The organism is Amaricoccus solimangrovi, from assembly GCF_006385685.1.
Classification (GTDB): domain Bacteria; phylum Pseudomonadota; class Alphaproteobacteria; order Rhodobacterales; family Rhodobacteraceae; genus Amaricoccus; species Amaricoccus solimangrovi.
Map to the genome: position 1 here is coordinate 59,918 of NZ_VFRP01000014.1, position 12,663 is coordinate 72,580.

Annotated in this window: 12 protein-coding genes; 6 read left to right on the forward strand and 6 right to left on the reverse strand. The window is 70.5% G+C overall.

Features of this window, described 5'->3' with window-relative positions:
• The first annotated feature begins 2 nt into the window (after positions 1-2).
• From FJM51_RS14355 to FJM51_RS14375, 5 genes are read left to right on the forward strand one after another with little or no spacing between them, the layout of a single operon-like run.
• Positions 3-758: a sugar phosphate isomerase/epimerase family protein gene (locus FJM51_RS14355; RefSeq protein ID WP_140454823.1), complete on the forward strand. Its 756-nt coding sequence runs from the start codon at positions 3-5 to the stop codon at positions 756-758.
• Between the two features lie 3 nt (positions 759-761).
• Positions 762-1,901 carry a Gfo/Idh/MocA family protein gene (locus FJM51_RS14360; RefSeq protein ID WP_140454824.1) on the forward strand — a complete coding sequence of 380 codons (1,140 nt, stop codon included), beginning with the start codon at positions 762-764 and terminating at the stop codon, positions 1,899-1,901.
• 15 nt (positions 1,902-1,916) lie between these two features.
• The gene (locus FJM51_RS14365; RefSeq protein WP_140454825.1) at positions 1,917-2,321 is read left to right on the forward strand and encodes a hypothetical protein; all 405 of its coding nucleotides are present in this window, start codon (positions 1,917-1,919) and stop codon (positions 2,319-2,321) included.
• A gap of 11 nt (positions 2,322-2,332) precedes the next feature.
• Positions 2,333-3,364, forward strand: coding sequence for an L-glyceraldehyde 3-phosphate reductase (mgrA, locus tag FJM51_RS14370; RefSeq protein WP_140454826.1), 1,032 nt, complete (start codon positions 2,333-2,335; stop codon positions 3,362-3,364).
• On the forward strand, positions 3,361-4,962 hold the full coding sequence (locus FJM51_RS14375) for a glycoside hydrolase family 43 protein (protein WP_140454827.1): 1,602 nt from the start codon (positions 3,361-3,363) through the stop codon (positions 4,960-4,962). The genes mgrA and FJM51_RS14375 overlap by 4 nt, the downstream gene beginning before the upstream one ends.
• A 37-nt stretch (positions 4,963-4,999) precedes the next feature.
• Here FJM51_RS14375 and FJM51_RS14380 read toward each other — a convergent pair whose 3' ends face one another.
• From FJM51_RS14380 to FJM51_RS14405, 6 genes are all read right to left on the reverse strand, one after another.
• Positions 5,000-5,938 (reverse strand): substrate-binding domain-containing protein, encoded by a 939-nt coding sequence (locus tag FJM51_RS14380; protein WP_140454828.1) that lies wholly within the window; start codon positions 5,936-5,938, stop codon positions 5,000-5,002.
• Between the two features lie 56 nt (positions 5,939-5,994).
• On the reverse strand, positions 5,995-6,999 hold the full coding sequence (locus FJM51_RS14385; RefSeq protein ID WP_140454829.1) for an ABC transporter permease: 1,005 nt from the start codon (positions 6,997-6,999) through the stop codon (positions 5,995-5,997).
• A complete protein-coding gene (locus FJM51_RS14390) occupies positions 6,996-8,522 on the reverse strand; it encodes a sugar ABC transporter ATP-binding protein (protein WP_140454830.1) in 1,527 nt (508 codons plus the stop codon). The genes FJM51_RS14385 and FJM51_RS14390 overlap by 4 nt, the downstream gene beginning before the upstream one ends.
• The gene (locus tag FJM51_RS14395; RefSeq protein ID WP_140454831.1) at positions 8,519-9,694 is read right to left on the reverse strand and encodes a Gfo/Idh/MocA family protein; all 1,176 of its coding nucleotides are present in this window, start codon (positions 9,692-9,694) and stop codon (positions 8,519-8,521) included. Before FJM51_RS14395 ends, FJM51_RS14390 begins: the two co-directional genes overlap by 4 nt.
• Positions 9,691-10,755: a sugar phosphate isomerase/epimerase family protein gene (locus FJM51_RS14400; RefSeq protein WP_140454832.1), complete on the reverse strand. Its 1,065-nt coding sequence runs from the start codon at positions 10,753-10,755 to the stop codon at positions 9,691-9,693. The genes FJM51_RS14395 and FJM51_RS14400 overlap by 4 nt, the downstream gene beginning before the upstream one ends.
• Positions 10,756-10,876: 121 nt before the next feature.
• Positions 10,877-11,902, reverse strand: a complete 1,026-nt coding sequence (locus tag FJM51_RS14405) for a LacI family DNA-binding transcriptional regulator (protein ID WP_140454833.1) — start codon at positions 11,900-11,902, stop codon at positions 10,877-10,879.
• Positions 11,903-12,048: 146 nt separating this feature from the next.
• On the opposite strand from FJM51_RS14405, the gene FJM51_RS14410 reads away from it, so the two are divergent.
• The gene (locus tag FJM51_RS14410; RefSeq protein WP_140454834.1) at positions 12,049-12,657 is read left to right on the forward strand and encodes a 4'-phosphopantetheinyl transferase family protein; all 609 of its coding nucleotides are present in this window, start codon (positions 12,049-12,051) and stop codon (positions 12,655-12,657) included.
• Positions 12,658-12,663 lie beyond the last annotated feature (6 nt).

Consider the following 12,663-nt stretch of genomic DNA (forward strand, 5'->3'; position numbering starts at 1 on the left):
CGATGACCGATTTCTCCTATCAGCTCTATTCGTCGCGCAACTTCCCGACCCTGGCGGACACGCTCGCGATGCTGGCGGCGGCCGGCTACAAGGGGGTGGAGGGCTATGGCGCGCTCTACGCCGACGATGCGAAGGTCGCGGAACTGACCGCCGGTCTCGCCGCGCACCATCTGCGGATGCCCACCGCGCATTTCGGCCTCGACATGCTGGAGAACGAGCCGGAGAAGGTGCTCGGCATCGCGAAGGCGCTCGGGATCGAGACGATCTATTGCCCCTTCCTGCCGCCCGACCAGCGCCCGACCGACGGCGCCGGCTGGCTCGCCTTCGGCGCGCGGCTCCAGGCGGCCTCCGAACCCTATCGCGCGGCTGGGCTCGGCTTCGGCTGGCACAACCACGATTTCGAATTCGTCCCCGCCGCCGATGGCGTGATCCCGCTCGAGGCGATCTTCGAGGGCGGCCCGGATCTCGAATGGGAGGCGGACATCGCCTGGATCATCCGGGGCGGCGCCGACCCGATGGAATGGATCCAGACGCACGGGCGCCGGATCACAGCCGTGCATGTGAAGGACATCGCGCCCGAGGGCGAGAACGCCGACGAGGACGGCTGGGCCGACGTGGGCGCCGGCACGGTCGACTGGAAGGCAATCATGACGGCGCTGGAGAACCGGCAGGTGAAGGCCTTCGTGATGGAGCACGACAACCCGAAGGACCACGCGCGTTTCGCCGCGCGCTCCATCGCCAATGCGAAGGAGTTCTGAGCCATGGGCGAGAAGCTCGGGATCGGGATCGTCGGCTGCGGCAACATCTCCACCGCCTATTTCCGGCTCGCGCCGCTCTTCCGCGGCCTCGCGGTCCGCGCCTGCGCAGACATCTCCGCCGCCGCCGCCGAGACGCGGGCGGCCGAATTCGGCGCGCGGGCGGAGACGGTGGAGGGGCTGCTCGGCGCGCCGGACGTCGATGTGGTGATCAACCTCACCATTCCGGCGGCGCATTTCACGGTGACGAAGGCGGCGCTCGAGGCGGGCAAGCACGTCTATTCGGAGAAGCCCTTCGTGCTCACGACCGGGGAGGGTCTGGAACTGCGCGCGCTCGCGCGGGCGAAAGGGCTCGCCGTCGGCTCGGCGCCCGACACCTTCCTCGGCGGCGCGCATCAGCAGGCCCGCGCGCTGATCGACGAGGGCGCGCTCGGCACGATCACCGCCGGCACCGCCTTCGTGCAGAGCCACGGCATGGAGCACTGGCATCCGAACCCGGATTTCTTCTTCCTGCCGGGCGGCGGGCCGATGCTCGACCTCGGCCCCTATTACATCGCCGATCTTGTCAACCTGATCGGCCCGGTCCGCCGCGTCGCCGCGATGACGGGCGCGGCGACGCCCACCCGCACCATCGCGGTCGAGGGGCCGCGCAAGGGCGAGACGATCCCGGTCGAGACGCCGACGACCGTGCAGGCGCTGCTCGAATTCGCGAGCGGCGCGCATGTGATGGTCAACACGAGCTGGGACGTCTGGGCGCATCGCCACGGCCAGCCGATCGAGCTCTACGGCACCGAGGGAACGCTCTTCGTGCCCGACCCGAACTGGTTCGGCGGCAAGCTCGAAATCGGCGGCCGCGACGGGGAGGTGCGCGAGGTCACGCCTTGGGACCACCCCTTCGGCGTGCCGAACGACACGCGGCCGGGGGGCACCTTCGCGAACTACCGCGCCGCCGGGCTCGCCGACATGGCGGCGGCGATCCTCGAGGGGCGCGACGCGCGCTGCGGGCTCGACCGGGCGCTCCATGCGATCGACGTGATGAGCGCGATCATGCGCTCCGGCGAGACCGGCGAATTCGTGACGCTCGAGACCACCTGTACCCGGCCCGAACCGCTCGATCCCGAGGCGGCGCGGGCGCTCTTGGCCTGAGGGAGGAACCTTGTCATGCGGATTCTGCGCAGGCCGTCCCAGCTTCTGCTCTCCGCCGCCGAGGCCCATGAGATCATCGTCTGGCTCTACGGCTCTACGCAGGTTCCCGTTAGCCAGATAACCGCGGACGACCGTGGCTTCGCGCAAGCAATGCTTCAAGACATGCTCGAGCGCAGTTTCGAGATCGGTTTCGTCGAGGCGCTGTTCCGCTCCCTGGCGAAGCTCCCTCAGGGCCCGCGCAAAATCATTTCGAGCTTCCTGATAGGAGCAGGCAAGAACCTGGTGAAGTACGGCAAACGCGACGACCTGGAGACCATGATCCGAGAGCCCCGGATCTACCAGATGGTCAAGGACGACACCGTGCGACACACTCGCTCGGCATGGAACGTGCGCGAGCAAACGGGCGAGTTGACCTATTGAAGGAGCCCCTTATGAGCTACGTTCCGGCCGACGACCGCTACGAGCGGATGGTCTATCGCCGCTGCGGCGCGAGCGGGCTGACGCTGCCCGCGATCTCGCTCGGCCTCTGGCACAATTTCGGCGAGGACACGCCGCACGAGACCAGGCGGGCGATCGTCCGGACCGCCTTCGACCGCGGCATCACCCATTTCGACCTCGCCAACAACTACGGGCCGCCCCCCGGCGCCGCCGAGACCGCCTTCGGGGAGATCCTGCGCACCGATCTGAGGGGCTATCGCGACGAACTCATCATCTCGTCGAAGGCGGGCTACCTGATGTGGCCGGGGCCTTACGGCGAATGGGGGAGCCGGAAGTACCTGATCGCCTCCTGCGACCAGAGCCTGAAGCGGATGGGCCTCGACTACGTCGACATCTTCTATTCGCACCGCTTCGACCCGGACACGCCGCTCGAGGAGACGATGGGGGCGCTCGATGCGATCGTGCGCTCGGGCCGCGCGCTCTATGCCGGGATCTCCTCCTACTCCGCGGCCAAGACCCGCGAGGCGGCGGCGATCCTGCGGGATCTCGGCACACCCTGCCTGATCCACCAGCCGAGCTACAACATGATCAACCGGTGGGTGGAGCGCGACGGGCTCAAGGAGACGCTGGCCGAGCTCGGCATCGGCTCGATCGCCTTCACCCCGCTCGCGCAGGGGATGCTGACCGGCAAGTATCTCAAGGGCATTCCCGAGGGCAGCCGCGCGACGCAGGGCAAGTCGCTCGCGCCCGAATTCCTGAACGACCGGGTGATCGAGAACCTCCGCGCGCTCGACGCCATCGCCTCGCGCAGGGGCCAGACGCTGGCGCAGATGGCGATCGCCTGGGTGCTGCGCGGGGGCGCCATCACCTCGGCGCTGATCGGCGCCTCGCGGCCGGGCCAGGTCGAGGATTGCGTCGGCGCCGTCGCGAACCTCGATTTCACCGAGGAGGAACTCGCCGAGATCGACAGCTACGCCGACGAGGAGAGCATCAACCTCTGGGCGCGGTCGTCGGAGGCGGAATGATCCGGAACCCGATCCTCAGGGGCTTCAACCCCGATCCCTCGGTGGCCCGGGTTGGGGAAGACGTCTATATCGCGACCTCGACCTTCGAATGGTACCCGGGCGTCCGGATCCACCATTCGCGCGACCTCGTGAACTGGCGCCTCGTCGCCCGGCCGCTCGACCGGGCGGCGCAACTCGACATGCGCGGCGCGCCGGACAGTTGCGGCGTCTGGGCGCCCTGCCTCTCCTTCGCGGACGAGCTGTTCTGGCTGATCTATACCGACGTCAAGCGGTTCGACGGAAATTTCAAGGACGCGCACAACTACCTCGTCACCGCGCCGAGCGTCACCGGGCCGTGGTCGGATCCCGTCTATCTCAACTCCTCCGGTTTCGACCCGTCGCTGTTCCACGACGATGACGGGCGCAAGTGGCTCCTGAACCAGCAGTGGCGGCACCTGACGGACGGGGTGGGCGGCCAGCCGCGACATCCGGCCTTCGACGGGATCCTGGCACAGGAATACGATCCCGTCGCGCGGCGGCTGACCGGGCCGATCCGCGACATCTTCGCCGGATCGCCGCGCGGGCTGGTGGAGGGGCCGCATCTCTTCAAGCGGGAAGGGTGGTACCATCTCACCGTCGCGGAGGGCGGCACGGGTTATGACCACGCCGTCACCATGGCCCGGTCGCGGCGCCTGACCGGGCCTTATGAACTGCACCCCGACACGTTCCTGATGACCTCGAAGGACGTGCCCGACGCGCCGCTCCAGCGCGCCGGGCACGGGCAGATCCTCGAGATGCCCGATGGCGCGGTCTATCACACGCATCTCTGCTCCCGCCCGCTGCCCGGCACGCGGCGAAGCCCGCTCGGGCGGGAGACCGGACTGCAACGCTGCGTCTGGGGCGAGGATGGCTGGCTCCGGCTCGCACAGGGCGGCCTCGTCCCGGCGGTGGAGGTGGACGCGCCGGCGGGGGCCGCTTCCCCCGAACCGTCGCGGCCGGTCGAATACCGGTTCGTCGGGGTGGCCTTGCCGATGGATTTCCAGTGGCTCCGCACGCCATATCCCGGGCGGCTGTTCACGCTGACTGGCGATGCGCTGCGGCTGCACGGCCGCGAGTCGCTCGGAAGCTGGTACGAGCAGGCGCTGGTGGCACGGCGGCAGGAGCATCACGCGTATCGCGCCGAAACCCGGCTCGCCGCCTTCGCGCCCGACACCTACCAGCAGGCGGCGGGGCTGACGACCTATTACAACCGCTTCAAGCTCCACGCGCTGATGGTCTCGCACGACGCCGCCGCGGGAGGCCGGACGCTCACGATCATGTCCTGCCCCGGCGACTGGCCGGATGGCCGCCTCCGTTATCCCGCCACGCCGCTCCCGCTGCCCGACGGCCCGCTCGACCTCGCGGTCGAGGCGCGGGGCGCGACGCAGCGCTTCTTCTGGCGCGGGGGCGGGGAGTGGCAGCCGTTTGGCCCGGAACTCGACGCGAGCGCGATCTCCGACGAGGCCGGCCGCGGCGAGCACGGATCCTTCACCGGGGCCTTCGTCGGCATGGTGGCCTTCGACACATCGGGCCGCGGCTGCCCGGCGGATTTCGCCTCGTTCCGCTACGCGCCGCTCTGAGCGGGGGCGCCGCCGGGTCCGGTGGCGCCCGCCTGGATCAGAACGGAGAGTCGGGGAAGTAGAACTCCTCGGCGTTGTCCTTGGTGATCAGCGTCGCATCGAGGATGTAGTTGCCGCGCACCGGCACCTGATCGTAGAAATTCGCCACCGTCAGCTCCATCGCCGTCGCCACCATCGCCGGCGGATAGAGCACGTCGACCGGGATCATCGGATCGCCGTCCGCGACCTTCTTGATCATCTCCTTCATGCCGGCGCCACCGATCACCATCTTGATGTCGGTCCGGCCGGATTGCTGGATCGCCTCGAGCACGCCCACGGCCATGTCGTCGTCCTGGCACCAGACCGCGTCGATCTTCGGGAACTTGGTGAGATAGTCCTGCATCACCTTGAAGGCGTCGTCGCGCGACCAGTTGCCGAACTGCTTGTCGAGCACGTTGATCCCGGACCCCGCGATCGCCGCGTCGAAGCCCTGCTGGCGCTCCTCGTCGATCACGATCGGCAGGCCCCGGATCACCACGACGTCGCCGCTCCCGAGGTTCTCCTTCAGGTATTCGCCGGCGACCCGGCCGAGTTCGGGGTTGTTGCCCGCGACGTAGAGATCCTGAATCGTCGGGTCGGAAAGCGCGCGGTCGACCACGGTGACGAAGATGCCCTGGTCCTTCACGCTCCGGATCGGGTCGGTCAGCTCGTCGGAATTGTGCGGCAGCGTCACGAGCGCGTCGACGCCCTGCGTCACCAGATCCTCCAGCGCGTTCGCCTGGCTCGCGCCGTCGGGCGAGGTCTTGACGATGATCTTCAGACCCGGATGCGCCGCTTCCAGCAGCTCCTTCGCGCGTTCGGCGTGATAGACCACGCCGCCGGTCCAGCCATGGTCGGCGGCCGGGATCGAGACCGCGATGGTCACGTCCTTGTCCTGCGCGCTCGCCATTCCCGCGACGAGGGCGGCGGTGGCGAGGCCGAGCAGCAGTTTCTTCATTGTCTTCCTCCCTGAACGAGCCGTGTTCCGACGCGGGCGGCCCGATACCCCGGCGGTCAGCGCCCGCGCGAGAGCGCGCGCTGGACCAGCATGGCGACGATGATGATGGCGCCCTGCACGGCGCCGATCAGGTATTCGCTGACAAGGTCCGAAAGGACCATGATGTTGCCGATCAGCTCCAGGATCAGCGCGCCGCAGACCGTACCCCAGATCCGGCCGACGCCGCCCCGGAGCGCGGTGCCGCCGATCACCACGGCGGTGATCGCCTGCAGTTCCCACATGAGCCCGGTGGTCGCGGTGGCGGAGCCGAGCCGCGGGACGTAGACGAGCACCGCGATCGCGACGCAGACGCCCTGGATCACATAGGTGAGCGTCCGGACCCGCCCGACCGGAATACCGGAATAGCGCGCCACCTCCTCGTTCGAGCCGACCGCGATCACGTGGCGGCCGAAGGCGGTCCGGTTCAGGATGACCGCGCCGAGGAGCGCCACGACGAGGATCACGATGACGGGCGCCGGCACGCCCCAGAGCTCGCCGAAATAGACCGGACGATAGGCCGCGCGCACCTCCTGGCTCCTGACCGCGATCGAGCCGCCCTCGGCGAGCCAGACCGTCAACGCGCGGAAGATGCCCATCGTGCCGAGCGTGACGATGAAGGGTTCGAGCCGGCCGAGCGTCACGAAGAGCCCGTTCGCGAGCCCGCAGAGCGCGCCGGTGACGAGCGCCATCGTCATCGCGAGCGCGATCAGCGCGACGTCGCCGCCGACGGGCGCGGCGTTGATGAAGAGGATCATCGTGCCCGCGACGAAGGCCGACATCGAGCCGACCGAGAGGTCGAGCCCGCCCGCCGAGATGACGAAGGTGGCGCCGACCGCGATGATCGCGATGAAGGCGGAGCGCGAGAGCACATTGAGCAGGTTGTCGACCGAGACGAAATTCGGATTGAGGCTCGCCCCGAACAGGATCAGCGCCGCGAGCGCGACGAAGGGCGCGACCGCGCGCAGGTCGAGGTCGCGCCAGGAGCGCCGCGCGGGGCGCGAGGCGACCGGGGTTTCGCTCATGCGCTCTCCGCCATCATCGCGGCCTCCTTCTCGCTGGCGCCGGTCGCGAGGACCGCGATCTCCGTCTCCGTCATCCGCGCGCCCGCCAGTTCGCCCACGATCCGCCCCCCGCGCATCACGAGGACGCGGTCGCAGATCCCGATCAGTTCCGGCATTTCCGAGGAGACCACGATGACCGACTTGCCCGAGGCGGCGAGCGCGGCGATCCAGCGATAGATCTGCTCCTTGGTGCCGATGTCGATGCCGCGCGTCGGCTCGTCGATGATGACGACCTCCGGCTCGAGCAGCATCATCTTGGCGAGCAGCAGCTTCTGCTGGTTCCCGCCCGAAAGCTGGCCGGCGTCGAGGGCGCGGGAACGCGCGCGGATGTCGAAATCGGCGATGGCCCTGTCGAGCGCCGCCGCCTCGCGCCCCCGGTCGACGAGCCCGGCGCGGGTGAAGCGGGCGAGAGCGGCGAGCGTCAGGTTCACGGTCAGGTCCTGGCCGAGCAGCAGGCCCTTTCCCTTGCGGTCCTCGCTGAGATAGACGACGCCCGCGCGCTGGCTCTCGCGCGCGTCGTGGAAGCGGACGGGCGCGCCCCGCAGCCGGAGCCTGCCCCGGCCCGGACGAAGCCCCGCGATGCCCTCCATCAGTTCGGTGCGACCGGCGCCGACGAGGCCGGCGAAGCCGAGGATCTCGCCCCGGCCGAGGCGGAAGCGCGCGCCCGAGACGAAGCCCGGTACGTCGAAATCCTCGACCTCGAGCACCGGGGCCGCCGTCTCCGGCGGCGCGCGGTCGGGATAGAGTTTCGAGACGTCGCGCCCGACCATCAGCTCCGCCATCGCATGCGGGTCCAGCCCGGCGGCGGCCCGCGTCGTGACGAGCGCGCCGTCGCGCAGCACGGTGACCTGGTCCGCGATCGCCTTCACCTCCGGCAGCCGGTGCGAGATGTAGAGCACCGCCGCTCCCCCGGCGCGGATCTCGCGGATCACGCCCAGCAGCGCCTCGGTCTCGCGCGGGGTCAGCGAGGCGGTCGGCTCGTCGAAGATCACCACGCGCCGCGTCCCGAGCAGCGCGCGGGCGATCTGCACGAGCTGGCGCTGCGCGATCGAGAGCCGGCGGACGGCGATGCGCGGGTCGAGCGCGGCGCCGAGCGCGGCGACCGCCTCGGCGGCGCCCGCGTTCATCGTGGGGTCGTCGACGAAGGGGCCACGCCGGATCTCGCGGCCGAGATAGATGTTCTGCGCCACGGTCAGATCCGGCGCGAGCAGGATCTCCTGATGCACCAGCACGATGCCGAGCGCCTCCGCCGCCACGGGCCCGGCAAAGGCGACCCTCGCCCCGTCGAGCCGGATCTCGCCGCCCGAGGGTGCGAGATGGCCCGAGAGAAGCTTCATCAGCGTGGACTTGCCCGCGCCGTTTTCCCCGATGACCGCGTGGACCTCGCCCGGCATGAGGGTCAGATCGATGCCGCGCAGCACCTCGATCCCGCCGAAGGATTTCGACAGGCCGCGCGCTTCGAGCACCGGCGCCGGCGCGCTCATCCGATCGGCGTCCAGCGGTTGCCGGCCTGGGACGAGGCGACCGCCGCGGCGATGAAGCGCATGCCGGCGAGTCCGTCCCGGACGGTGGGATAGGTGACCTCCGGCGGCGTCTCCTCCCCCGCCCGCGCCGCGCGGATCGCGCGCGCGGCCTCGGCGTAGATCGTGGCGAAGCCTTCGAGATAGCCTTCCGGATGGCCGCCGGGGATGCGCGTCACCCGCGCCGCCGCCGGCCCCGCGCCCGCGCCGCCCCGGGTCAGCAGCTGCCTCGGCTGTCCGAGCCGGGTGAACCAGAGCCGGTTCGGCTCCTCCTGCGCCCATTCGAGCCCCGCCCTCGTGCCATAGATCCGGAGCCGGAGCGCGTTCTCGTTGCCGACCGCGACCTGGCTCGCCCAGAGCATTCCGCGCGCCCCGCCCGGATAGCGCAGCAGGATCTGCACGTCGTCGTCGAGCGCGCGGCCGGGGACGAAGGCGGTGAGCTGCGCGAGCAGTTCCTCCGCCTCCATCCCCGCGACGAAGCAGGCGAGGTTGTAGGCATGGGTGCCGATGTCCCCGATCGCGCCGCCGGCGCCCGAACGGGCCGGATCGGTGCGCCATTCCGCCTGTTTGGAACCCGACCGCTCCAGCGGCTCGGAGAGCCAGTCCTGCGCGTATTCGACCTGTACGAGCCGGATCTCGCCGAGCTCTCCCGAGGCGACCATGTCGCGCGCCTGCCGGATCATCGGATAGCCGGTATAATTGTGCGTGAGGATGAAGAGCCGCCCGGATCCCTCCACCTTCCCGACCAGATCCTCCGCCTCGTCCACGCTCAGCGTCATCGGCTTGTCGCAGATCACATGGATCCCCGCCGCGAGAAAGGCCTTGGCGACGGGCGCGTGCATGTGGTTCGGCGTCACGATCGCCACCGCCTCGATCCCGTCGGGGCGCCGCGCCTCCGCCTCCGCCATCTCGGCGTAGCCCGCGTAGCTGCGCTCCGGGTCGAGGCCGAGTTCGGCGGCCGAGGCGAGGGCGCGTGCCGGATCGGAGGAGAGGGCGCCCGCGACGAGGTCGAACTGGTCGTCGATCCGGGCGGCGATGCGATGGACCGCGCCGATGAACGCGCCCTGGCCGCCGCCGACCATGCCGAGCCGGACGCGGCCCGCGCCCGCTTCCGCCTTCGAGGCTTCGATGGTCATCGCGCGCCTCCCAGCCCGAGGATCGTCCGGTTCGCTGCCTCGTCGGTTCCGCCGGCGGCGAAGTCGTCGAAGGCGTGCTCGGTCACGCGGATGATGTGGGCGGCGATGAACCCGGCCCCCTCCCGCGCGCCGTCCTCCGGATGCTTCAGCGCGCATTCCCATTCGAGCACGGCCCAGCCGTCGTAGTCGGAAGCGGCGAATTTCGAGAAGATCGCGCCGAAATCCACCTGCCCGTCGCCGAGCGAGCGGAACCGTCCGGCCCGGTCGACCCAGTTCTGATAGCCGCCGTAGACGCCCTGCCGCCCGGTCGGGTTGAACTCCGCGTCCTTCACGTGGAAGGCGCGCACGCGCTCCATGTAGATGTCGAGATAGTCGAGATAATCGAGCTGCTGCAGCACGAAATGCGACGGGTCGTAGAGCAGGTTCGCCCGCGGATGCCCGTCCACCCGCTCGAGGAACATCTCGTAGGTGACGCCGTCGTGCAGGTCCTCGCCCGGATGGATCTCGTAGGCGACATCGACGCCCATCTCCTCGGCATGGTCGAGGATCGGGCGCCAGCGCCGGGCAAGCTCGTCGAAGGCGGTCTCGACGAGCCCGGCCGGCCGCTGCGGCCAGGGATAGAGATAGGGCCAGGCGAGCGCGCCGGAGAAGGTCGGATGCGCCGAAAGGCCCAGATGGCGCGAGGCGGTCAGCGCGCGCTTCACCTGATCGACGGCCCATTCCTGCCGGGCGGTGGGGTTCCCGCGCACTTCCGGCGCGGCGAACCCGTCGAAGGCGCTGTCATAGGCGGGATGCACCGCGACGAGCTGGCCCTGGAGATGGGTGGAAAGCTCGGTGATCGCGAGCCCGTGGCCGGCGGCGACGCCCGCGATCTCGTCGCAGTAGTCCTTCGATTCGGAAGCCTTCGCCAGATCGAAGAGCCGCGCGTCCCAACTCGGGATCTGCACCCCCTTGTAGCCGAACGAGGCGGCCCAGCCGCAGATCGCATCGAAGGAATCGAACGGCGCGGCATCCCCCGCGAACTGGGCGAGGAAGATCCCCGGCCCCTTGATGGTCCTCACGCGTGTCTCCTCCCTGTCACGGCCGCGCCCTTCGGAGCTTCGGTTCGGGGTGTCGCCGGTGTGGTTTCCCGATCCGTGGCCTGTGCTTTGTGAGGAGCGTACATCATCCCCGGCAACGCCGCTACGGGGCATTGTCGCGGAGATAGACCTCGACGCGGATCCGCTCCTGGGCCTCGTTGAGGGGGGCGCCCTCGGCCGCCGCGCGGAGGATCCTGAGCGCGCTGCGCGCCTCGTGGCCGGCGTCCTGATGGATGACCGCCTGGATCAGCCCCGCGCGCAGCGCCGCGCGCGTATGCGGTGTCAGTTCGTGCGCGACCGCGAGCGGACGCCCGCTCTCGGGCAGGGCGCGCAGGAGGTCGATAACGCCCCGGTTGCCCGCGCCCATGTTGTAGAGGCCCGCGATCCCAGGCTCCCGGGCCATCAGCGCGGCGAGCGCCGCGCGCGTCGCCGCCGCGTCGTCCCGGCCCTCGATCACCGGCAGCGGCGAGAGGCGGGGGAATTCCGCCCGCGCCACCTGCTCGAAGCCCATCCGCCGCTCGACGTGATCGCGCACCAGCATCGAGCCGGCGACGAGCGCGACCGTACCCCCACGCGGTCCGAGGAACCGGCCGAGCAGACTCGCGGCGGTGCGGCCGGCGGCGACGTTGTCGATGCCGACGTAGCGGCTTCTGGGCGCGAAGGGCACGTCGGAGACGAGGGTCACGACCGGCACCCCGGCCGCGGCGAGCCGGACGAGCGCGTCCCGTGCCACCGCCGCGTCGGTGCCGACGAGCGCCACGCCGGACACCTCGCCGGGCGCGAGCGCATCGAGCGCCGCGGCCAGCGCCTCGCCGTCGAAGGGCGGGACGCCGACCACCTCGACCGCGACCCGCGCCGGCCGGACCTGCTCCCCGAGCGCGCGCGCCTCAGCCTCCAGTTCGCGCATGAAGGTATTGGGGCCGGTGGGGATGAGGAAGACGAAGCGGTAGTCGCGCCGCCGCGACAGGTTGGCCGCCGCGAGGTCGCGCACGAAGCCGAGCCTCGCCACCGCCGCCTCGACGCGCAGGATCGTCCCGGCGCGGACGCCGGGGCGCCGGTTCAGCACGCGGTCCACGCTCGCGAGGCTCACCCCCGCCTCCCGCGCGACGTCGCGGATCGTCGGTCGCATCCCGAAGGCCCTCTCGCCGCCGAAGGGGACAGCATCGCACGGCGCCTGAGGTACGCCAATCGGAATCGAGCCCGGGAGCGCGACGCCATCCCCGCTCGCCTGGGCCGATGAATTGGGGGATACCGGGCTTCGATGAGGAGGACGGGATGACCGCTGCGACGCCGAGAGACCCGCGCGCCGGGCTTGCCTTCACGATCGAGATCGGCGCGTCCGCCGGTGTGATCGTCGCCGCGAGCGAACGGCGCGCCGCGATCGCGGCCGCGCGCCGCCGGCTCGGGCTGCCCGAAGGGCCGGTCGGACGCGAGGCGCGGGGCGCGCCGGTCTGGCCGGCGGGACAGCGCGGCTCGCTCAGCCACTGGGCCGGGATCAGCGTCTGCCTGCTCACGCGGGGGGAAAGCGTGGATCCGGGCGTCGATCTCGAGGGTTTCGCCGACGCGCCGACGCGCGGGGCGATCCGTCAGGAGGCGCTGAGCCCGACGGAGGCGGGGCGGCTCGACGCAGCGCGCCTGCCGGAGGGAGCCGGGGAGGCGCTCGTCTTCTCGGCGAAGGAGAGCTTCTTCAAGGCGGTCTATCCCCGGATCGGCCGGCGGATCGGCTTCGACGCGGCCGAGCTTCACGAGACGCCGGGCGAGGGGCGCCTCGCCCTGCGGGTGACGCGCCGCCTCGCCGCCCATCTGCCCGCGGGCCGCGTGCTCCGCCTCGAGTTCCGGATCCTCGACGGGGCGGTGCTCACCTGGCTGACGCTGCGGAGGTGAGCGCGC